The organism is Paracholeplasma brassicae (assembly GCF_000967915.1).
GTDB lineage: Bacteria > Bacillota_I > Bacilli_A > Acholeplasmatales > UBA5453 > Paracholeplasma > Paracholeplasma brassicae.
The window spans coordinates 1,297,501-1,323,321 of sequence record NC_022549.1 but is presented as its reverse complement, the minus strand read 5'-3'; the positions used below and the strand labels follow the sequence as shown (position 1 = coordinate 1,323,321).

General features: G+C 35.1%; 10 protein-coding genes. 7 read left to right on the top strand and 3 right to left on the bottom strand.

The window, feature by feature from the left end; translation table 11 throughout:
- Nucleotides 1–227: 227 nt before the first annotated feature.
- From BN853_RS06155 to pepF, 4 genes are all read left to right on the top strand, one after another.
- Complete coding sequence (locus tag BN853_RS06155; RefSeq protein WP_030005093.1) at nucleotides 228–11,279, top strand: hypothetical protein; 11,052 nt, start codon at nucleotides 228–230, stop codon at nucleotides 11,277–11,279.
- A gap of 369 nt (nucleotides 11,280–11,648) precedes the next feature.
- Entirely contained in the window at nucleotides 11,649–13,133 is a 1,485-nt protein-coding gene (locus BN853_RS06150; protein ID WP_030005092.1) for a DEAD/DEAH box helicase, read from the top strand.
- Between the two features lie 257 nt (nucleotides 13,134–13,390).
- Nucleotides 13,391–14,641, top strand: a complete 1,251-nt coding sequence (locus tag BN853_RS06145) for a mechanosensitive ion channel family protein (protein ID WP_030005091.1) — start codon at nucleotides 13,391–13,393, stop codon at nucleotides 14,639–14,641.
- A 389-nt stretch (nucleotides 14,642–15,030) separates the two neighbouring features.
- Nucleotides 15,031–16,824 carry an oligoendopeptidase F gene (pepF, locus tag BN853_RS06140; protein WP_030005090.1) on the top strand — a complete coding sequence of 598 codons (1,794 nt, stop codon included), beginning with the start codon at nucleotides 15,031–15,033 and terminating at the stop codon, nucleotides 16,822–16,824.
- 231 nt (nucleotides 16,825–17,055) lie between these two features.
- Here pepF and feoB read toward each other — a convergent pair whose 3' ends face one another.
- Together feoB and BN853_RS06130 are read right to left on the bottom strand one after the other, a co-directional pair.
- Nucleotides 17,056–19,032: a ferrous iron transport protein B gene (gene feoB / locus BN853_RS06135; protein WP_030005089.1), complete on the bottom strand. Its 1,977-nt coding sequence runs from the start codon at nucleotides 19,030–19,032 to the stop codon at nucleotides 17,056–17,058.
- On the bottom strand, nucleotides 19,029–19,283 hold the full coding sequence (locus BN853_RS06130; protein ID WP_030005088.1) for a FeoA family protein: 255 nt from the start codon (nucleotides 19,281–19,283) through the stop codon (nucleotides 19,029–19,031). Before BN853_RS06130 ends, feoB begins: the two co-directional genes overlap by 4 nt.
- Before the next feature lie 239 nt (nucleotides 19,284–19,522).
- On the opposite strand from BN853_RS06130, the gene BN853_RS06125 reads away from it, so the two are divergent.
- From BN853_RS06125 to BN853_RS06115, 3 genes are read left to right on the top strand one after another with little or no spacing between them, the layout of a single operon-like run.
- A complete protein-coding gene (locus BN853_RS06125) occupies nucleotides 19,523–20,941 on the top strand; it encodes a bifunctional diguanylate cyclase/phosphohydrolase (RefSeq protein WP_030005087.1) in 1,419 nt (472 codons plus the stop codon).
- Between the two features lie 8 nt (nucleotides 20,942–20,949).
- Complete coding sequence (locus tag BN853_RS06120) at nucleotides 20,950–22,284, top strand: GGDEF domain-containing protein (protein ID WP_030005086.1); 1,335 nt, start codon at nucleotides 20,950–20,952, stop codon at nucleotides 22,282–22,284.
- 48 nt (nucleotides 22,285–22,332) lie between these two features.
- Entirely contained in the window at nucleotides 22,333–23,742 is a 1,410-nt protein-coding gene (locus tag BN853_RS06115) for a deoxyribodipyrimidine photo-lyase (RefSeq protein WP_030005085.1), read from the top strand.
- Here BN853_RS06115 and BN853_RS06110 read toward each other — a convergent pair.
- The gene (locus tag BN853_RS06110; protein WP_030005084.1) at nucleotides 23,739–25,787 is read right to left on the bottom strand and encodes an efflux RND transporter permease subunit; all 2,049 of its coding nucleotides are present in this window, start codon (nucleotides 25,785–25,787) and stop codon (nucleotides 23,739–23,741) included. The two genes, BN853_RS06115 and BN853_RS06110, sit on opposite strands and share 4 nt — an antisense overlap.
- Nucleotides 25,788–25,821: the final 34 nt, after the last annotated feature.

Sequence of the window (25,821 nt, the reverse complement as noted above, 5' to 3'; positions counted from 1 at the left end):
AATAGTGAAAATTATAAAAATGCTTTGAATTTCAAAAAAAATCGCGATAAATCACGATATTTCAGTTGTTTTAATCTAAAAATGTGAAAAAAACCATAAAAATGTGAAAAAAGAAGAAGCTTGGTTTTGACATATATTGATAGGTGTGTGCACATATGTGATTGAAATGTAACCGTTTTTTTGTTAGAATGACATTAGAAATTAAATAAAAAGGCGGGATAAAAGTTATGGAATTGAATTCGATTGTACTACTTGCACAGTGGGGTATCATTTTGCTTTTTGTATTATTCCACTTTTTCCTTGGCTTTAAGAGGGGAACAACTAAGAGTTTGTACTACTTCATTGTCAGCTTGATAATGACAGTAGTTACACTGTTTATTGTTTCGATGTTTACCATTCGGTGGTTTTATACACCGACCTCTTTGATTGCTCAAGTCAAGGGATTATGGGAAGCCTTCCCAACTGAATACGAGGCATATCTGTCTGACCCTGGGGTCGGTGCAGTAATTTTTGCGCTTGTTGATTTAGTTGTGAAGATAGTTGCATTTTTTATTTTGTACCCGATTGTCAAATACGCTTTGACGTTGATCTTCTTTAAGATGATCTGGACACGTTTAATTGAGCCAAGACTTCAAAAGAATGTTAAAGGTAAAAAGCGTGTTGTTTTAGTCAATGGTCATGCGAAAAGTTATGATCTTGTTCCTGTAGGGCAACGCTCAGGGAAGAAGAAAAAACTTTCTAGTCGTTTTATTGGCGGTGGGATTGGCGCAGTAAGAGGGGTAATTGTTGCCTTTATCTTCTTGTTACCAATCATGGTCTTATCTAACATGGTTAGTCCTGTTGAAACCTCTTCAACAGCAGCAACCGGTTCAACCTCAGCAACACCTTATGCGGATACTACAGGTGAAAATGCTGAAATGGTTAATGATCTTCTTGATGCGCTAAGGGATTTTAACGAACTCGGTTTAGGCGCGTTTGCTAGACAATTCAAAGTGAATGAACAAAACTTAGACAAATACATCTTCGATAAGGTGTTTACGACTAAGATTAAAGAAAACGGGAAAACAACCGATCTTAACCTTGCAGACGAAGTCGAAGCGTTTGTTGGCGTTGGTCGTTTCTTGATTGATCGAGGCATTCTTGATAATTCGTTTGATTACGAAGACATTTCAAAAGAAGACCTTGAAGACATTAGAGGAATGCTTGATGGCGTACAACGTTCACGTTTAGTTGATGCAGTGATTCCGATTGCCACTCGTGTGTTAATCACCGAATACTTATCAGATGAACTCGAATTTGACTTCTATGGTAGTGAAGATTCAAAGCGTGCACTTGATGCGTTTGATCAAATTAATTGGGATGAAGAATTTGATCGAATTTATGACGTTCTCGAAGTTGCACTTAACTTCGCATCAGTCAAAGATTTATTAGTTTACGCAGATAATCCAAAAGCGCTACTTGAGTTAACACCGGAGCAAGGTGCACTTGTTGCAGACGCGATTGATGCATTATCTAAGTTAGAGATGTTAGTACTTGCTAATGCGGGCGTGGATTACGCGCGTTCTAATGAAATGGTTCTTGATTTCATCGACTGGTTACCAGAAGAAGAAAGACAAGACTACATTAATAACCGTTCTGCCTTTATGACAGAAGATTTAAAATACCTTCAAAATCAAATTGGTAAGTTATCGGATGTTGTTCGTGCCGTATTTAGTGAAGAATATAGTGGTGACTTGGATTTAACCTACATTGTTGATAATATTTCTAATCTGGATGTGCTCTTAAGTGACGATCCGGTTTATTCAGCATGGGTTAATGAAGTGTTACTTGCGGTTATCGATTTGGATTTAGTCATTCAAGCAATGCCAATTGCAGCAGACTATTCAATTTACACCTTCTTAGGTGAAGATTTTGAAGAAACCTTAGTCGATAAATTAGCAACCGAATTAGATGGTACTGCTTGGAAAGGTGAGTTAACAAACATCGTTGATGTTTACCGCCAAGTTCTTTCCTTAGGTATCAAAGGCTTATTTGCTGATGACGTTGAAATGATTGATGCTGTTGACGCTCTCTTAGAAGAAATGGCAAAATCAGAAGAAGGTTTAACGGCAATTAAAGAAATTACAACCACTATTTTTGATGGTTCAGATGCCATCAATCGTGCGTTAGAAATACTAGCACCAGCGTTAGTTGATAAATTTGTTGATGATGAGGATCTTGCAACACTTATTAAAGATGGCTTAGGTGTTAATCCAACCTCAGGAGAAACAAATTTCAACTATGGTAAAGAAGTCAATGACGTCTTAAGTGTTGTTGAAGTATTCTACCAATTTGCCTCAATTGGAACATTTACGAACCAAACGTTAGGCGCAAATGAAATGGTAGACGTTCTTGCTGGTTTTGGTGGGTTATCGACTCAACAATTTAACACAATGGTGACTAAACTTACGAACTTACAAATGGTTACACGTCTCAATGGCGACATTTTAAGTTACGTTAAAGAAGCGATGTCACTTGATTTCTTGTACGTACCTGGTCAAGTCGAACTTAAGAAGGATCTTACGACCATCTTAAATGTGGCTTATGAAGCAGGTAAATTTGCCAATCAAGAAGTAGAAGCAGGTAAAGAATTAGAAGACATTGACTTCACACCACTGCTGTCTAATGACAATTTTAGAAGTTATTTAACCATAACCAATCAAAATAGACATTCAAACTTGTTGATGGCAAACATCGCATACAATTTAATGGATCTTGCTCAAAATGAACAAGTGCTCATTGATTACGTAGAAATTCCTGCCGACTTAATGAACAAGAACCCAGAATCTGCTGAATGGGAATCTGAGTTAAATCGTTTAATTAATGGTGCATTTAACCTAGGTGTTGAAGTTGGTGCAAATCCAAACATCACCTTATCAATCAATGGCATTAAAGAAATCGCGGATGAGCCAACAGCACTTCCGGTTTCATTAGTGACTCAATTTAAAGATCAAGCGTTAACTTCAAGAGCTTTTGGACAACTTGAAAGTTCATTTATCTTCCGTGCCTCTGTTCCAAAAGTTGTTAATAACTTTAGTGACGCACTTGATGAATTAATTCCAGGGTATGTGTTAAGCTTGCCTGAGGTTACAACCGACGAAAATGGATTAAAAGTGGGCGTATTAAGCGAACTAATCACAAACACAGCGGCTGTGATTGATGAATTAAACCAACAGTTGGCATTCCAAACAATTGAAGACGCGTTAGACGTTAAAGAAATTGACGAATACCTTTCTGCTTTTAATACAATGAATGCACAAACACTTGATGCGTTTGGTCGCATGGCGATATTAGAAGGTATTGTTGGTGAAGCGTTAGTTAATCCAGTGGTGATTGACTACATTTATGACCAATTATCAAGTATCGAATTACCTGTTGACGTTATTACAGGTAGCTTAAGATTTGATGCAGCATACACTAATGGTGTTTTAAATGCAGGCGAAATTTCTAAGTTATTACTAGGTGCACTTGCACTACAAGTTCCTTCAGCCTTAGTGACTGATTTTAGCGTCGATGTATTGCTTGATTACGTGAAGACAATTAACGATGAAACCATCGATGCGGTCTTTGGATCGAAACTTCTACACCAAGTCATTACAAACGTCGTTGATCATCCAAACCTTGAAACTTACGTCATTGATCTAGCAAATGAAGAATTTGATAAGATCGTTGCACAAGAAGAAATGTTAGAAGGATTAACTCTTGATTTTGAAGCACTCTTTGCTGTAGTGACTTCAATCAAAGACGACAATGGACTATTCGACCATGTCGAAATTAAAAATTTATTAAATGCGTTTAACGCACTTGATATTTCAAGCCTTGATGAATTAACTAACTTTGAACTTCGCATGATTACGGATTATTACTACAACGAAGTTGATGGTAAAAACGTCTATTATTATGTCTCAGGTTCTTATGTCTTAAGAGGTGTGATTACAACCCTACTCCAAGATAATGGTGTCTTATCATGGGCTTATGATTTAGCAGAAGAAGAACTAAACCCAATCTTAGTTGATTTTGATATGGTTCTATCAGATGTTCTGTTAAAATCAGACCTAACTGGTTTAGAAATTGATCCTCAATACCTAGACCAAAAAGGTTACTTAGAACAAGCAGACTTCTATGATTTAATGGTTGCTGCGGCATCACTCAAGATTCATGAGCTGATTGTTGAAGGCCAAGAAATCACAACCAACGACATCATTGCTTATGTTTACTCATTAAACAATCAATCGTTCTCTAATGATAGTAAAGATGCCTTAGGTTTTATTTACCGTTCAAGATACGTTCGTGCTTTATTGCAAAACGTCATCGAAAATGAAGAAACAGAAATTGCAGTTCTTGATTTATTAAATGAACAACTTGCAAACGTTTCTGAACAAATGGATTACTCATTTAGACAACTTAACTCAAATGACCTTAATTTAAGTTACGATTTAATTGATGAAGACGCCATGAGAAGTTTAATCAGTGCGGTTGAAAATGCGGGTATTTATTCCGTTGATCAACTAACATCGATTAAGACAATCAGTGACGTAACAAGTCTTGTTCGTTTGGATCAATCCGATGACATTCTTGTTTCATTAATTGACACGCCACTCGTTAAGTTCGTATTAAATACGGTATTAGTGAGTGATTTATGGAGCTCATTTGTAACCGATTTAGTTAATGACTTATTAGTTGATGTGGATTTAGTCGACATCACATTAGATGAAGAACTATTTATGCTCGATCAAAGATTATTTACTAACGGCGTCATTGACACTGTTCATATCGTTGATTTGGTTAAAGCACTTTACGCAACGGGTTATGACGTTGATGCGGAATTGAACCCTGAATTTGTGGCTCAAATGGTTGAACAAACCATGGTCGCAGGTGAAATGGTCGTCCGTGTGGATCAAGTTCTTAATTCTGAAGTACTTTTCACTTACATCGATAAATTGTTTGCAGATATGACAATCAAACAAGCACTTGCTGACTTAATCATGGATCAAGCACAAGCGCAAGGGTTTGATTTAGAAATCGACTACAAACTATTAAATGCACCAAAAGAAGCATTAGATGAAAATGGACGTTTAAAGAAAACGGAAATTACATCGTTATTAAATGCCTTTGTTTCATTAGAATTAGTTTCATGGAATGATTTTGATCAATTTAGTGATTTATCATTCATCTCAAAAAAAGTTAATGAAACCATGGTAGTTGATCACCTATTAGCCTCTGACTGGTTATATTACGTGATTGGTGGCTTATTAGCTTCACCAGATAACCGTGAATCACTAGCAGAAGCATTAACGACTGTTTTAAACGATGAACTCGGTATTTCATACCAAGTTAAAGCACAAACGTTTATGTTTGCTGAATTCAAATATGATCTTGTCAGCATTGATGAAGATTATTATGGCTACTTTAAACGTGAAGAAATCAAACAGTTGATTAAATCAGGTCTAAGAATTGATTATACGTCGTTAAGTTTTAATACGACCGACGATATTTTCTATCTAATTGATTTATTACTTGAAGAAGGTAATGACAACGTTAAGAATATTGATTACATCTTCTCATCAAATATTCTAGTTGCATTATTCGATAAACTTTTAAATACAGAAGGCAATCCTGCGCTTGACTTAAATGTCTTATACGCAGAATTAGCAAACAAGTATTTACCAGAAATTTCAAGCGAACTTGTCGGCTTACAAGTCACAGAAAACTTATTTGACTTTAATCATATTTCAGATGCTAAGGGTGTCTTTGAAGTTAAACACTTAATTAGTATTCTAGAATTTGCACAAGTCATCGATTTAGACAACCTTAACGTTCAATTCGCCTTTGATCTATTTGATAAAGACATGAACTTTAATGGTTCAAAAGATATTGATGATTTATTTGAGTCGAAGATTGTTCACTCGTTACTAACGAATGTTTTAGTAGATACTGGTGTTCGTAGCTTTGCTGTTAACTTCATTAATGATTTGATTAGTGATCAAAACATCGAAGTATTAAACGACTTATCACTAGACGTTGAAGAATTCTTAGTCGCAATTAGTGAAGTAAACGATGAAAATGGCCTATTTGATTACCAACAATTTGTCAGAGTTAGAAACGTATTAAAGGCACTTAACATCAATAGTCAAGACGACTTTGAAAACGTTGATGTCAATAGCTTAACAACGTTATCTAATATGACCATTGAAGGTTCTAATTACCTTTCATACATCGCTCATACGAATCTTGTTCGATACTTAATCGACGCAGCGCTTAAACAAGATGGTCTTTATGAATTTGCTTCAGACTTCATTTTTGATGAATTCCAAATCTTCTATTCACCTTCAGATTTAAGAATCGAAGGTTATGAAGATACAAATGGTAGACTATCTGTAAAAGCAACGGCTGAAATCTTATTTGCAGCCTCAGCTATCGAATTTAAACCAATTATGGATCAAATGGTAACACCGGCGTTCCTAGTTAATCTACTAGAAAAACAAAACGCTAACGTCACTAAAGACCGTTTAGGCTTAATCTTTGGTTCAGAAGTTATTAATGGTTTAATTGAAAAATTAGCCAACCATGAATCAACTAGCCAAAAACTAGCAGATTTGATCAACGAACAAGTCCCAAGTTTCGCTACTTCATTAGGTGTTGACATCCGTGTTATCACAAAAGAAGACCTAGCAATCTCATACGAACTTGTAAATGAAGCCTCATTAAGAAGCTTAATCGTTGCATTTAACAAGCTAGGCATTAGTCAATTTGAAGACATGCAACAATTAAAGAATATTAAAGCCTACGCGGATCTCTTTGATGTTGAAACTTCAAGTGACCTATTAGTAGAAGCTCTAAATACACCAATCGTTCTTCACATGTTAAATCAAGTCTTATTATCAGACATTTGGACAACACTTGTGGCTGATTTGGTGAACACTAAAGTACTTAATAATTACAATCAAGAAGTAGATGCTAGCTTATTTGAAATCAACCGAGACCTCTTTGTTTACAACGAACGTCTATTAGCCGTTGACATTGCAGAATTACTACTTAGCGCTTATGCCGTTGGTTTTGATGTCGATAAAGCATTTGACGTGAATACCATTGCAAGCTGGGAAGCACCAATGTTACTTGATGGTGAAACCAAGGCTCGTTTCTACCAAGTACTTGATTCAGGTATTATTTATGATTACATTAACCGTTTAGTGAAATCAGAAGACGTGATGTCGATTGTTGCCTACGTGATTGAAACCGAAGCAGCAAAACTTGACTTCAATATTCAAATCGATGAAACTAAGATGGAAATTCCAAGTTACTTACTCGACAACACAAACCGATTTAAGAAAGATGAATTAATGAACTATGTGGTTCTATTCAATTCGCTTGAATTAGATGGTTTTGGAGATCTAAGTAATCAAAAATTAATGTACTCTAAGATTCATAGCACCGATGCGGTTGAAAAGTTATTCGATACAGAACTTGCTTATAATTTAGTACTTGAAACGCATGCAAATGACGAATTACTTCAAAACGCAGCAAACGAAATTAACGAACTTGCACAAGAACAACTTGGCATTAGTCCAAATCTAAGCAAAGAATTCTTCTTATTCAATGACGTTAAATACAATCTATACGACCAAGGTTTATTAAAGAGAGAAGAACTTGTTCAACTTGTATTAAGCTTGACACGTGTGGACTGGTTAGATGTCGATTTAGGTAACCCACAAGCAATTATCACAGCTTTAAATGACGAAAAAGAGTTTACTACCAACATTGATTACATGATGCAATCAAATATCTTAGTTGCAATCTTTGATAAGGTATTAAACTTTAACGAACACGCAGTTGTCGCTAACTTTGCAGTAAACTATATTAATAAGTTTGCTAGCGAAAATGCGGACTTCGCTGATTTAACTGTGACTGCTTCATTATTCAATATTCATCCAGATGCAGTTGATGCAAATGGTGTGTTAAAAGCATCTGAAGTCATCGCAATCGTAAGGGCAGCTTCATTAATCGACTGGAGTATTCAAGTGGACTTTAATTCATTTGCTAATCTAGTTGGTCAAAATGTAAACAACAACGTCTATGACGATTTTGATGAATTATTAGTATCAAAAGTAGTACACTCACTAATTTCTAACGCATTAACAAATTCTAATGTGATTGACTACTTAGTTTCAAAAGCAAATGAAATTCAAACCACATTTACTGCAACTTCTGACTTATTTGCATTCGATCCATCCGTAATGAATGGAACGCTTGTTAAAGTTTCTGAATTAAGAAACGCAGTTGTTGCCGTTGATACCATTGGATTAGATACATTAACTGGTGGACAAGCCGTTAATCTAGATACATTTACTGATTTAGTCGGACGTAACTTAGTAGGATCGAAAGATGACTTAGACAGAGTCTTAGATTCAGGTATTCTATACGTTATTCTAGCTAAAGTATTTGAAATGGATGAGCTTGATACCCTTGCTAATGAACAATTAACTCAAGTCCTTGTTAAAGTGGTAGACACCTTTGATGTTTCAGCACCAGTAGACACACTAGGTACCTCAGGTATCGAGTTAAACCGATTCTCTAAAGCTGAAATTAGAAACTTAATGGTTTCCTTAAGCTTACTAAACATTGGTACCGATTTATCCTCAGTTTCTCCAGACATGTTAACTGGCCTAATTGGTCAAAACGTGGTGGGAACTAAAGATGATTTAGACAGAGTATTAGAGTCTAAGTACCTTGTTGATAAACTTGACTTGTTACTTCAAGCACCAGGCTTTATCGACTTATTGGCGAACGATTTATTTGATCCAAACTTATTTAACATTCCAAGTGTTGCAACTGAAACCGTTGGCACAAGACAACGCTTAACCGCGCTTGAACTTAGAAAACTATTTGTTGCACTTGATGTCTTAGGTATTACTGATTTTGCTAATCCAAATGTAGGTGTATCTACATTAACTGGATTAACTCAAACTCAACTTGATCAAGTCTTAGATTCGACTTATCTATACGCATTTGTTGACTTAGTACTTAAGGGTCAAACTGATATTACAATTCCAGCAGACGCATTAGAAACCAGTGGAAACTTTGATGGTATGATTAAGGTAACTGAAATCACAAGCCTATTTGATGCACTTGGTGTCTTAGGTGTAACTGATGTTGCAGACGTTACTGTTGACACAGTTACTGTAGCTAAACTACAAGAATTACATGATTTAAACAGCAGCGTGATTGATCAAATCATTAGTGATGAAATCGAAAATGCATTAACAAGTGTACCGACCGTTTCATACGCTGGTACTCGCATCGCTAGAACTGAGGTTCAATCATTAATTGATGCATTAGGTATCATTAATGTGGCTTCACTAGCAGATGATATTAGTGTCGATTCAATTACAACCGCTAAATTACAACAATTACATGCACTAGACTCAGATATCATTAACCGCTTACTATCTGAAGGTATCATCGATAGCGTTGGAAGAGCAAATATTAGAGATGACGCATTTAGTGCAACCTCTGAAGAAGATGAATTAAATAACAAGTTAGACCTTGATTACCTAGAAGTTGGACGTATCATTCTTGCTTTAGGCGATCTAAACGTCAACTTAACAACCGGTATTAATCCAGCTAGCTTAACACCAAGTGTGATTAAGACAGCGGTTTCTAGAGATTCAATCATCGTTAACCGTTTAGTATCTAAAGAAGTAATTGCCAATGTCTCAAGCGTTCCTACATCATCTTATGAAGTCGGATCAACCTTAGACATCAGCAAAGCAGAATTAATTAATGTGCTTGATGCCCTTATCGCATTAAACGCTGACTTGTCAGCACCAATCGATGTGGATGCAATCACGTACATGACATTCAATTCGTTACTTGCATTAAATTCAAGATTGGTTGATCGCTTGATCTCTAAATCAATTCTAGATTCAACAATCGACGTTCCAGCGTCTGCACTTGCAGTCTCTGGTGACATCGAATTTGATAGTAACGCAGTAGGCAGTGACATTCTAAGAAGTGAATTAACGAAACTATCTAACACAATGCAAACATTGAACATTAGCTTAACAGACGGCGTTGATCCTAACGCAGTAACAAGAGCAAATCTAAGCGTATTAGTTAACTATAACTCAAGAATTATTGACCGTATCATTTCTGAACGTGTGATCGAAATTGTTGTTGATGTACCAACATCAAGTTACGTAGACAATGATCAATTAGACATCACAAACGCTGAATTGGAGAAACTTGTTCAAACACTCGGTATTTTAGGTGTTAATAACCTATCTGCTGGTATTGATACAACGTCTCTAACACAAGGTCAGTTAGATGACTTATACAACCTAGATTCAAGATTAGTAGATCGCATGATTTCTAAAGAATTAATCGCTTCAACTGCAATTACTGTTCCAACCGAAGCAATTTCAGTCCTTGGTGATTCAAACTTTGATTCGAACCACCCAGGCAAAGACATCAAACGTAGTGAACTAAGTGCCTTAATTGATGCAATGGGTATTATGATTGTCTCAGACATTACCGTATCAATGGATGCCCAAACCATCACAATCGCACAACTTCAACAACTTGATGCCCTAAATTCAAGTATCGTTGACCGCATCCTATCAAGCGCTATTATTAGCGCTATGGATGTGCCAACCGGTGCTTACACAGTAATAAATGAACATTTAGTTAAGAGTGAAATTACAGGTATGATCGCTGCATTAGTGATTCTAGCTGATACTGACACAAGCAAAACAATGGATGATCTTACATTAACAACCATCGCACCAGCTAATTTAACAACTGCGAAGTTAGATGACTTGTTAAACGTAGATTCACTAATTGTTTACCGCTTAGTTGCTAGTGGCGTTAAGGGTGCAAACATCCATACGACTGAATCGTTAGCTGTAAGTGGTGATTCAAATTATGACGCAAATGCAATCGGTGACGATATTAAAGTTGCTGAACTAGAAGCACTTGTCCAAGCAATGACGATTTTAAGTGTTACTAACGTTGGTGACATCGCTAGTTCAATCACATTAACTAATCTTCAATCATTAGACGATGCGGATATTGCATTACTCGTTGCAGCACCAAATACAATTGTTTATCACCTTGTATCGGATATGTTAATCAATGATTTACCGCAACTATATCTTGATGACCTACCACAAAGTGACTTCACAGATGTTAGTAGAACAAGATTTACAAGAGCTGCAATTGTTGCTTATTTTGTAAGTGTTTAACTGATGAATGACGTTAAAGGACCTTGCCTATGCAAGGCCCTTTTTCTTCAATTTTGTCGCAAATTTTTATGTCCATATGTGTTTTATCAATCGCACACGTGTTGTATGCAGTTAAATTCAAATGATAACAAAATTAATAGCTCTATCGATAAAGCATTTCTATTTGTTAGGATCGATAAGAAAATAAAGGTAGAATATTAAAGAGTATCCTAATCGAAGTCATAAAGGCTTAAGACAACAAGTCAAGAACCGAACATTTCGCGATGAAAGGTCATTTTATCGGTCTTGCTCTATTTGAAATGCATAAGTCAGACATTTTTCTAACACAGACATGATACAATATAAGTACAAAAGAAAAGAGATGAGTATATGGTAAAATCATTTGAACAATTCGAGTTAATCGAACCCTTATTAAAAGCTTTAACTGTGCTTGGGTATGAATCACCAACCGACGTTCAAAGTTTAGTAATACCAGCGATTAAAAACAACAGGGATGTAATTATAAAGTCAAAAACAGGTAGTGGTAAAACGGCAGCTTTTGCTATTCCGGTTTTAAATAAAATCATTTGGGATAAAAAGGAACCACAGGTCTTGGTCTTGACGCCGACAAGAGAACTAGCAACTCAGGTTAGAGACGACATATTCAATATTGGTAGATTTCTAAGAATTAAGGTAGAAGCTGTGCACGGGAAATCATCATTTGATAATCAAGCCAAACAATTAAAACAACGGACACATGTTGTTGTAGCGACACCAGGAAGACTAATTGATCATATTTTAAGTAAAACAATTGATCTAACAGCGATTACTCATCTAGTAATCGATGAAGCTGATGAAATGCTTAAAATGGGTTTTATCGATCAAGTCAAAGAGGTATTGACTCATGTACCGATGAACATACAAATGATTCTTTTATCAGCAACGATGCCACAAGACATTGTCGAATTATCTAATTTACACATGGTAAATCCACAATTAATAGTTGCAAAAGATTCGATAGAAACAGAAAATAAGTTGCTTCAATATTACTATGAAGTAGAAAATAAGGAAAAATCAGATTTGATTAGTTCAGTTCTTATTGTAGAAAACCCAAACAGCGCAATTATATTTTGTAACACAAAACAGTCGGTTGACGAGGTTTACCAGATTTTAAATAGAAAGTCTTTTTCACCAATAAAACTTCACGGTGATATGGATCAAAAAGATAGACTTAAAGTAATCAACGACTTCAAACATGGTCTTTATCGGTATTTGGTAGCAACAGACGTTGCTGCTCGTGGGCTTGATATCGATCAAGTTTCGCTGATTATAAATTTTGATCTACCACGAAACATTGATAATTACATCCATAGGATCGGTAGAAGTGCAAGAGCTGGTGCTAGTGGTAAAGCCATTTCATTTATCAGTAATAGAGAATACAAATATTTAGATAAAATCACAGCACAAACAAATCAAAAAATAGAGGAACTTAAAATTCCTACTGAATTAGATGTTAAACAAGCATTAGAAGCTTTTAATAACAAACAAGAAAAAACAAAACAAATCAAAATGGACAAAGGATTTGAATTCAAGCAAGAAATTATGAAACTTCACATCAATGCAGGTAAGAAAACGAAAATGAGACCATCTGATATTGTTGGAGCGATTTGTAATATAAAAGAACTTACAGCAACAGATATTGGTGTTATAACCATATTAGACATCTCAACCTTTGTAGAAATACTGAATAACAAAGGTGAAATCGTCTATCAAGCCTTGCAAAAAACACCAATTAAAGGTAGAATGCGGGTTGTTAGTAAAGCAAATAAAACAGAATATGAAATTGCTTATGAAGAAACAACGCACACAAAATGATATTTTTAACCGATAGGCGTAGATTTAGTTAGGTAACAGTAAGTGTATTATTATAATATAGGACTTGCTGGTTATGATTTAATGTTTGGTCATGCGATTATTAATGTGGTCCTATGGTATCAGGAAACTTAACGCATTTATAAGAACGAACCTATTTATGGTATCGTTAAGTAGTTTTGTAAGTCTTGCTTATTATTTGAAAGGAGAACTAACAACTAATCTTTTTATGAGAAAGCCTAGATGTTAGAATTTATGAGATGGAAATTTTAAGAGAAAAGTTTATTGAATTTTTAACAAAGTTAGGATTTGAAGGAACATTAGTACCAGTTATATCAGATGTTGCTATATTTGCCTTGTTGCTTTTAACAAGTATTGTCGGCTATTTTATTATTAAGATAGTATTTAATGTAACAGTTAAAAATGTTGGACTAAGAAGAGGAAACAAATTTATTGTGACGCTCTTAAAAAGCCCGCTAATTGCGAATGTTATTAAATTGATTCCAACGTTATTTTTGTTTGAAATGATTATTTATTTACCAACTTTAAAGAGTTTACTTGATTTTTTCTTAATACTTTATATAGCGTTTTTAATACTTAAGATTATTAGCTCCGCACTTGATTTAGTCAACAAACTCTATGTTGAATACAATGATCAATCCAGTTTGAAACCGATTAAAGGTGTACTGGCATTCATTAAAATTATCATCTTCATGGTGGTTGTTATTATTGTTGTTGCCCATTTTGTTGGAGAAAGTCCGGTTGTAATTTTAACAGGACTTGGAGCACTTTCTGCAGTCATCATGTTGATATTTAAAGATAGCATTTTAGGTCTTGTTGCAGGTTTTCAGATGTCAGCCAATGACTTAATTAGAATCGGTGATTGGATTGAGATGCCAGACTATGGCGTTGACGGGGACGTTATCGATGTCACCTTGACTTTTGTTAGAGTCCAAAACTGGGATAAAACAACCGTAACGGTGCCTGCATATAAATTAATATCTGAGTCATTTGTCAATTGGCGGAGTGTTTTTGACATTGGTGGAAGAAGAATAAAGCGTTCAATCAATATAGATAGTAAAAGTGTTAAGATAGTAAATGATGAGTTATATGAAAAATTATTAAAAGTGGATTTTATTAAGGCTTACTTGACAAGTAAGAAAATTGAAATCGATCAATATAACAAAGAAGGTAAGATTGACACATCTGTTGATTTAAATGGTAGAAGATTGACCAATTTAGGCGTCTTTAGAATATATTTGACGGAATACCTAAAAAGGAACCCTAACGTAAATCAAAACATGTTTATTCTTGTTCGACAACTTCAAAATAAAAATATGGGGATACCATTAGAAGTATATGCATTCTCTAATAAAACAGCATGGGCAGACTATGAAGATACTATGTCAGATATATTTGATCATATCTACGCGACTACAGATTATTTTGAACTAAGAATATTCCAAGAACCTTCAGGCTATGACATTTCACAAATAATTAATAACAAATAAAAAGCGAATATAGCACTTTCATATTCACTGTAAGTAGTTAGACTTAAGGTAGAGTTTAAAATCTTAAGTCTTTTTTTTCTTAAAACTTAAAGTAATACCGACAAGTAATTCATTAAATTTGGCACTATCAAGCAAAGATAAAAAGATATCACTAATGGCTTAAAAAGCATATTTCAATTTAGTATGTACTATAAGAAAACATAAGCTGAGTATCTAATATTATTTTAAGAAAAAAAAACATTATTGACGTTCAAAGTATTTACGGTATATGTGATGTTAAAAGGACTTTGTGAAAGCAAGTGCTTTTTCTTCAGTGAATTTGATAATCTAAAGTAAATGTGTTTCATTAATCTCATTTGTGTTATAATCATAAAAAGGAGTGAATAATATTGAAAAAACAACTACCAAAAAGAAATGAATTAAACATCAACCATACGTGGGCGATGACCAATCTGTTTGAAACAGAAGAAAAGTATTTAAAAGCATTCGATGAGGTTACCAGTTTGATTGATGAATTTGAATCAACTTATTCAGGCAAATTAGCAACAAGTGAAGTTATCAATAAAGCACTTGATGCGTATCAAGTCATTCAAGGTAATCTTTCAAGAATAGGTGCGTACAGCTCACTTCAAACTAGCACAGATTCATTATCAGAAGAAAACCAAATGAGACATGGAAAAGCAATGATGCGTTTTCAACAATTCTCCAAAAAATTGACATTTTTATCAAATGAATTAAAACAAGTCGATAATGAAACGCTATTAAAAGCAGCAAAAGCATCAAATAGTAACGGCTATTATATTAAAGAATTAATTGAGGATAAAGACCACACATTAAGCCCTGAGGTCGAAAAAGCGCTTGTGAGTTTATCACCTGTCTTATCTGTACCTTATCAAAACTATAACCGTTTTAAGCTTGCTGATATGAAATTTAACGATTTTGAAGCAGATGGAAATATTTACCCAAATTCATTTACACTCTTTGAAAATGAGTATGAATATGAGATTGACACAAAAATAAGACGTCAAGCATATGAGTCGTTTTATGAAAAATTAGCAGAATACCAACATGGTTTCGCAAATAATTATCAAGCACACGTTCAAAAAGAAAAAATTATGTCAGAGTTAAGAGGGTTTGATAGTGTATTTGACTATCTACTACATGATCAAAAAGTCAGTATTGATTTTTTAGATCGACAAATCGACTTAATTATGGAAAAACTCGCACCAGCCATGAGACGTTATGCGAAACTACTAAAAAAAGTTCATGGGTTAGATGAAATGACTTATGCGGATTTAAAGATTGCAGTTGACCCACAATTTGAACCAAAAGTTTCGATTGAAGAGTCAAGAGAACTTTTGATTGAAGGCTTATCCGTTTTAGGCGATGAATACAATCAAATCGTCAAACGTTCGTTTGACGAATGCTGGATTGATTTTCCACAAAACCAAGGCAAATCAACGGGTGGCTTTTGTTCATCACCTTATGGCGCCCCTTCCTATATTTTACTTAACTGGAATGGTCAAATGGATGAAGTGATGGTCCTTGCTCATGAAATTGGACACGCGGGTCATTTTCAATACGCAAATGCAAATCAAGCCATCTTAAATACCAGACCTTCAATGTATTTTATTGAGGCTCCATCAACAACAAATGAGCTTTTAATGGCAAATCATTTAATTAAAAAAGCCAAAACTGCTCGTGAAAAGCGCTGGTTAAAATCAGTCATGATATCAAGAACCTATTACCATAATTTTGTTACTCATCTACTTGAGGCAGCATTCCAAAGAGAAGTGTATCGTAGAGTAGATCAAAAACAACCACTTTCAGCAAATACACTAAATGAAATAAAACTTGAAATGTTGACCAAGTTTTGGGGAGAAGAAGTGACGATTCCTTCTTGGGCTGGATTAACTTGGATGAGACAACCACATTACTTTATGGGGCTTTATCCATATACTTATTCAGCTGGTTTAACATTAGGTACTAAGGTGTCTAAGATGATTGAAAATCAAGAGATTAAACCACAAGAATGGATTGAGGTATTAAAAGCAGGTGGGACAAAAACACCACTTGAACTTGCAAAAATGGTCAATGTCGATCTATCAACCTATAAACCATTGATTGAAGTCATTGAAGAGATTTCACTAATTATTGATGACATTATTAATTTAACCGAATAATTACATAATTTTATAACAAAAAGAAAGGGCTCATGCAATCGCATAAGCCCTTATTTTTTTACGTTTTTTTAATGTCTTTAAATAAATCACGCAGTTCTTCAATCTTAAGATTGCAACTTTTATTCTTAGAACAGTTACATGAGAGTTTATCGCTCTTTTTTATCCATTTGAAATAGACAATAGAGCCTAATATTAGAGTAGTAAATATTAATATAACAACGTCAGCGATACTCATAATATACCTCCCAAAACACTTAAGATGATAAAGGTCAAACTGGCTAAAATGTAGGCTAAGCCTGTTTGAAACAAGACGGCAAACCAAGTTTTCTTAGCACTGCCAAGTTCTCTGTGCATTGCGCCAATTGCTCCAAAGCATGGGGCAGAAAACAAATTGAACACCATGAAAGCGTAACTTGAAGCAGGTGTGAAGAACTGAAATACAGTTGATCCAAAGATGAGGTTACCATCAGAAACATCTGATGATAAACCAGCAATCACCGCCATTGATGAAACGACTTGTTCCTTGGCAACTAGCCCTTGAATAGCTGAAACAGAAGCAGCCCAAGATAATTCACCAAGTATTGGGTAAAACAAGAAAGAAAATACATTTCCAACGCCAGCTAGTATGGATTGATTGATGTCTACGCCATACTGAAGTGTAAATGAAAAAGATGCCATAAACCAAATAATGATTGATGAAAATAAGATAATGGTTCCAGCTCTTGTGATGAATTCACTAACGTTATAGTAGACGTCTTTTAGTACGTATTTAACGTTTGGTATTTGATAACTAGGCAACTCACTAATAAACGATGAAGGAACGCCTTTAAAGAAGAATTTCTTCATGATGATTGAGGATACGACAATTATGATGATAGATAAAAAATAGAGTGAAAATGAAATAAATCCCGCGTAATCTTTAAAGAAATAACCGGCAAACATAGCGATAATGGGTAATTTTGCGCTACAAGGGATAAATGGGGTGACCATAATTGAAATACGTCTTTCGTCTTGTGACTCAATGGTTCTTGTTGCCATAATACCTGGTACACTACAACCAGAGCCAACGATAAATGGAATGAGTGCTTTTCCACTTAAACCAAATTTTTTAAACAAGCGATCGAGGAAAAATGCGATTCTCGTCATGTACCCACTGGTTTCTAAAAGTGAAATCATCAAAAATAAGATGATTAGCTGAGGCACAAAGTTGAGTACAGCACCGACACCGGCGATCATGCCATCAACTACCAGTGATCTTGACCAGCTAGAGGCATTAACCGTTTCAAGAAAAGCATTGGTCCAATCACTAAAAGAGCCTACCAATCCGTCGATTAAATCCACGGTAAATGAGCCAACAACGCCAACCGATAAGTAGTAGATTAAGAACATGACCACAACAAAAATCGGAAGTGCTAAATAGCGATTAAGTAGAAGTTTATCTAGTTTATCTGTAAATTCAATTTCAGTTTTATTCTGGATGACGGTATCGTTCTTCAATGCTTCTATATAGTCATACCGTTTTGAGGCAAATAATTCCTCTGTGTCCATTTCTTTTTCAAGTTCATTGATCGATGAACTCAAGATTTCTGAGTGATAATCAACAATTAAAGGGTCTTTCTCCAAAAGTTTAATACTTAAGAAACGTTGATGTTTTGTTTCTAGTTCATTAGAAACAGCCTTAATGAGTGATTCGGTTTTATCATCAAAAATTTCGATGGTTTGGTGTTTTTGATAAGTCTTATTTTGAACCATACAGATGAGTTCTTGTAAGTTGGTGTTTTTTAGTGCAGATATGCTAACGACACTCATTTTTAATCGTTCTTGAAGACCTAATGTGTCTAGTTTTAAACCTTTTGACTCGAAACGATCCTGCATGTTAAGCACAAGAATCATATCAATTTCAAGTTCCATTAGTTGTGTGGTTAAATATAAGCTGCGTTCAATCGAGGTTGCATCAACCAGATTAATGAGTAAATCTGGTTTTTCTTCAATCAAAAATTGTCTAGAAATTGATTCTTCAATGGTATAAGGACTTAACGAATAGATCCCAGGCAAATCGATCAACTCGATTTGCGTGCCTTTGATCATACCCGACTTATGTTCAATCGTCACACCAGGCCAATTTCCGATTTTCTGATTTGAACCAGTTAAGGCATTGAATAATGTGGTTTTACCACTGTTTTGATTTCCGATTAACGCGACTTTCATCGTTCTACCTCTACTAAAATGTTTTTCATGTCGAGTTTTCTAATACACAGTTCATAGTCTCTAATCAATATATCGTAGGGGTCTCCAAGTGGTGCTACTTTTTTTATAAGCACTTGAACGCCTCTGGTTAATCCCATATCGAGTAAGCGTCTACGTAGGGCTTTGTCGGTGGTTAAGAGTTTTACGACAACACCACGCTGTCCGATTTTTAGAGTATCAAGTGTGACTTCTTTTTTATTTGTCTGATTCATAGTTATCCGTCCAATCTTCATCTATATGATAGAGAATTCGAGTATTATTGTCAAAAGATATCATAATTATTCTAATTAAATCTCTAAATATCTATAATTTGAACTAATCATCATTTATTTTAAGAAAGCGATTTTAGCAAAATAACGAAAATGATATAAATTATCGATATTTCATTGAATCTCAAGACCGTTTTAAGTATAATAGCATATAGTAACGATTATAAGTTGGAGGGATCAATTTGAATGACCAGCATTATAAGTCATTGATATTTAATGGTCCAATAGGGTATGTTCATCTTAAACATGTTTATGATGATTTGGGGCGTTTGAATGATTTTTTATTTGTCGAAGTGAATGAAGTGTTTTCTAACATAGTAAAAAAAGATCAAAGAGAGATTATCAATCAACAATTTAATGACGTAAATTTGGGGTTTAACCTAGATAAAAAACGATTTATTGAGAGTTATGATTTATACACATCAAATAAAGGTTATACGATAACGAAGTATTCTCGCATCAGCGGCGAACATTTCACATTTAGTTTTTTTCCTTTTTCAAAAGATGATGTAGCGGTATACTTAACCAAATGTGATTTTTCTTCAAAGGTCTATGGTGACCCCCTGATTGTTGAGGAGTCAAAGGCAGTTTACTATGACGTCATTACCGGGCTTTCAAATCGCACGTATTTTGATAAAGTTTTAAAAGCGATGGATAACCTAAATTATTATCCCTTAGGGATCATCATTTGTGACATCAACGACATGAAACAAATCAATAGCAATTTTGGTAGAACAACGGGGGATTATGTCATCCAATCGGTATCAGAAATCCTGAGACCCTATGAAGATTATGGGTATGTTATTTCAAGAACTGGCGATGATGAGTTTGGAATTATTACACCAAACACATCAAATGATGTCCTCTATAAACTAATGTTAGAATTACAAGAAAAGTTTCAAAGCATAAAACACGAATTGTTTGATTCAAGTTTTACACTTCAAGTCAGTCTTGGATACAACATAAAAAAACATGAAACAGAAGATATTAATGCAATTATAAAAGTAGCAGAAGACTACATGATGAGACGAAAGTTCATCGCACACAAACACTCAGGAAAAGATGGACTAGCATCGATTAAAGCGATGATGGTCAATAATTCTCATGAGACTGATGATCACATGAACCGAATGGCAGAGCTTGCCTTATTGTTCGCAAAAAAAATGGAAATGAAGCAATCCACGACAGATGATCTCTATTTGTTGTCCATGCTGCATGACATAGGTAAAGTTGGTATACCAACACACATTATTACAAAACCAGGACCATTAACGGATGCGGAATGGATCGAAATGAAAAAGCATCCAATGATTGGTTATGATATTGCAAAGGCTTCACTTGATCTGCACTCTATCGCAGAAGGTATTTTATCGCATCACGAACGATGGGATGGCAAAGGATACCCTCAAGGATTAATTGGCAGGCAAGTACCGCTTTTATCAAGAATAGTGAGCATCATCGATGCGTATGATGCAATGACTGAAGATAGACCATATCGAAAAAAAATGACTCAGCAAGAGGCACTTGATGAGATTATTCGCTGTAAGGGGACACAGTTTGATCCTGATTTGGTCGAGGTATTTTTAACTCTCTTTGAGTAAGAGGTCACATGGAATCGTTAGTTAAGCGAATTAAATGGATGGGCTTAGGATTAATCATCATGCTATTTGTCATGATGTTTTTCGGTTTATTCATTCCGCTTGATCGTCAAATTGAAACAAGTAACAAAGAAAATTTTGTTATCAGTGTTGACGCCTACGAATCCTCAATTAATCACTACATTAAAAATTTAGCCAAATTATCAAATGTGATGACGAGTGATTCACATAATGGTCATGGCATCATTGAATATCTGAACGATGAAAAAACAAGAAGTGAACTAAAAGAAGAACTTGCCATTCGTTTTAACCAAAACTATCTAGTTAGTGAGGCATGTTACTTAAGAAGAGAAGTCAATCAAGTTTTATTAGATGAGGTAGGGACTCAATTGTTTGAATTTGTTTATCAACAAACGTTTAACGAACAAAGTTGGTTAGTCACGTTTGAAGAAAAAACATTTTTAATCATTTATCAACCAATCATCCATGAGAGTCTTTATTTAGGGCACGACCTGTACTACTTTGATTTGTCAATCTATGTCGATGAAAACAATCAAAAAGGGATTTCTTACGAGCTATTTTCGACATTAAATGAAGTGACTGAGTACCTAGAAGCATACGATTACTATACACTGGATGGCAAGCTTGTTTATGAAACAAATTCAAAAATTTTAGTAGTAGGACAAATCAAAGACATTTACGGGTTTTATATGATTTCAATTGATAAAACGCTGTTAAAACCACATTTAGAACGCATTTATTACAATGTGGCAGTGATCATTACATTTGTCTTTGTGGTCTTCTTTATATTCAATGGAATGACGATTTATAAGGTAAAAAAAGCAATGTTGAAATCCGCACAAAAGACCAATGAGTATCGATTAATCGCGGATTATGATTCCTTAACCTATGCACTTTCACGCTCCTATTTTGAAAGATGGCGAAAGGAATTTCATCAAAAAGCAAAAGAAGAAGGATGGTTTGCCTCACTGATTATGATTGACGTGGATAACCTCAAACAAATCAATGACGTTTACGGGCACGTCTTAGGTGATGACGTCTTAAGAGAAGTTGGATCTAGGATTCAAAATTCATTACGCGCAAACGATTTATTCTTCAGATTTGGTGGCGATGAATTCGTCTTAATCCTTGAAGACTGTCCAATCGAAATTGCAGAAAAAATATTAAACCGTATCATTAGTGAAGTAAAAGCAATCAATCATTACTTATTTGATGTGGAGATATCCTACGGTATTGAACGTTTAACCAATGGCGATTTAGTCAATGACGTGATTCACAAAGCCGATATCAAAATGTATAAAAACAAACGAAGTAAAAAGTCATAGGATATCTTATGACTTTTTTGATAGAATAATGATATGGGAGTTGATTATATGCACAAAGAGAGATTAGAGGTTCTTCAACAAGGGGTTAAGAAATCAAACAAAAAGTACGTCCTTTATTGGATGCAACAATCACAACGCGTGCATTACAACCACGCGCTCAATCATGCGATTCACGTTGCCAATCTCTATGATTTAGAAGTGCTGGTGTGCTTTTTCATTGACGACGTTTTTTACAACGCCAATGAGCGGCATTTTTCGTTTTTATTAGAAGGACTAAGTGAGGTTAAAAACACGCTTGAAACCTTTAAGATTGGTTTTCATTACGCACAATCGACAGCGAAAGAGGGCATCAAACCACTAATTGAGGATGCCTTTTATGTGGTATTTGATAAGGGATACCAAAAATATCAACTAGAGATTAGAGATCATGTAAAACAAGTAATTAATCATCAAGCCCCTGATTTGATGATTGTTGAGATCGATTCCGATATGGTCATGCCAATTAAAAGCATTTCTAATAAACTCGAATATGGGGCATATACCATTAGACCGAAATTGATGAAGTTATACCCGTCCTATTTAGATTATAAACGCATTTATGAAGTCAATAAACCATTTAGCTACACAGATGTCTATAAAAAACAACCCTTTGAAATTGAATCAATTCTTCAGTCATTGTCGATTGATCGATCAATCAAACGTAGTCCGATATACAAAGGCGGGTACGTAGAAGCACAAAAATGGTGGTTTCGGTTTATGACCAATGGTATGAATCGATATCATGAGTCAAATGATCCATCTGAAAACAGGACCTCTAAGATGTCGATGTATCTTCATTTTGGCCAAATATCTGTTTTAGAATTAATTGACAAATTAAACATGCTCTTAAATGAAGGAAAAATCGATCAAACGCCTTATGATGCCTACATCGAACAACTCGTAGTTAGAAGGACGCTTGCCTTTAATTACGTGACCTTTAATCAAGGCTATGATTCATTTGAACAAATGACTGAACCTTGGGCATACGAAACCATGAAAAATCATGAACAAGACCCTAGAGAATTTCTATATACGAAAGAACAGCTTCAACTTGGGTTAACACACGATCCGTATTTTAATGCCGCCATGGCAGAGATGCGAATCACAGGTTACATGCACAATTATATGCGTATGTACTGGGCAAAAAAAATAATTGAATGGAAGCCTACCTACAAAGAAGCTTATCAAACGATACTTGAGTTAAATAACTCGTATTTTATTGATGGAAGAGACCCTAATTCTTACGCCGGTGTTGCTTGGTGTTTTGGTAAACACGATCGCGCTTGGACAGAAAGATTCGTCTTTGGTAAGCTAAGGTATATGAACGCCTCAGGGTTAACTAGAAAGTTTAATATAGAAAATTATGTTATACAAATGAATGAGCTGATGAATCAATATGAAACAAGCAAAGCAGGTTAAGTGCTTTGCTTGTTTTTTCGTGAGTGCTCTGTGATAAGTAGAAGTAGTGGACCCGTAAAAAATAGCACACTTAAGAATGAGATTAGGGTGCCTTTGGCAAGAAACAGACCAATCGATTGGATCGATTCAATGTCTGAAAATAGCCCTTCAACCAACCCAGCAGAAAATAGAATAATCATCGAAACAAAGACGGTTGGTATGGACTGGTGGTAACTGACTAAAAACGCATTCTTAGGTGTTCGATGTTTTCGCTCTAATTGATATCGGTCAGCAATTAACACCGCATAATCGATGGTTGCGCCTAATTGTATTGACATAACGACTAAATAACCGATAAATAGAATAGGGGTATCAGTGACATATAAGACAAATAGATTGGTAAAAATAGCAAATTCGATGACTAAAACAAGTAGAATAGGGATTAAAAAGGATTTGAATAAAATCAGGATGACAACTAAGACGCTTAACGCACTAAGTAGAATGATGAAGGTCTGATCATTTGATACCGATGTTTTAATATCGTAAATTGATGTGGATAGACCAACGAAGTAAAAATCATCATAGACCTCTTTAACCACGTCTTTTAATGACTCATTGAATTGATAAAGTTCATCGGATTCCTTATAGATGGAAGTATAAATGATAAATCGACTATAATCAGGTGAAAGAAAATTGTCTTTGATGGCTGGGTCAATTAAACTGCGATCGATGGCTGGGTCAACGCTTGTAACGAGTGATAGTACTTGGGTAACGCCTTTAAGCTCGCTTAATTGATTACTTAATTCGATTTCATCTTCAATCGATTGGTTTTTAACAAGGATTACTACTGGGTTGTAGTAGCCAAAGACCTCAGTGATACGTTCATCTTGCAGCTCTAGGTTTGTCTTTGCGTGGCTACTTGTTTGATTACCATACAGATAGGTTACGTTTCTTGAAAAAATGAAAACCACAAGGAATAACAAGAGAAAGACAAGTGGCAGTATTTTTCTAAGTCGATAAACCATCTGACCAATTGGTTTAAATGAAGGTAAGAACGTGCGGTGCTTTGTTTTGATTATTAAGTCACCAAACAAAAACAGAAGAACGGGTAAAACTAAGATAACAGCTAAATAGGATAGAAAAATACCTTTTGATAAGACCAAACCGATGTCAAACCCAATCTTATAGTCCATAAAGAATAAAGCAACAAAACCGGCGATCGTGGTTAGTGCCGATGCACTGATGACACGTAAGCTTTCTTTAAAAGCGCTAGAAATAGCGTCTTTTATAGAAGAACCAGCTTCATGATGTTCATAAAATCGGTGAATTAAAAACAGCGCATAATCAAGACTCATAGCAAGTTGTAAGGCGAGCGCCATCGTCATTGTGATGTAAGAAACGTTTGGCAAAAACGCATTGGTTCCCTGATTTAGAGAAATACCTACACCAAGTGCAATTAAAATCACAATTGGTTCAAGATAGCTTTTTGATGCGATCAGTAAAATGAGTAAGCAAATGGGTAATATGATAAATAAAATTTTAAAGGTTTCCCCACTTGCGACATTCCTTGCCTCTATGTTTGTTAGTACTTCCCCTCTGAGGTCAAAATCCTTGCTGATTAAAATGGTTTTTATTTCATCAATGCTATCTTGTAGACGAATATCATAACCATCAAAATCAAATGTGATTTGGATCAATGCGTGGTTATCCTTATAAAATTGTTCTCTAATCTCTTTAGGAACGAATTCAATCGGAACAACCCTCAAATCTACAAAATCATCTAACCACACGACCGATGAGACATGAGAGACATTCGTCAAATCCGTTTTAAGCTTGATGACGTCACTTGCAGTCACTTGATTTAGCATTAATTGAATGGCCGCTTCATTAGCGAAGTTTTCTTCAAGGATGACTAAACCTTGTTTGGTGTTCGAATCCTCTGGTAAATAAGTACTTAAATCGTAGTTAATCTTGATGTTAGACATTAAAAAAAGCGAACAAACAACCAGGACTAACGTTACAAATACCGTGATAAAAGCACCTTTTTTGGTTAACTGATACTTCATTTGGTTCACCTCGTTTCAAATCAAATAGACATTT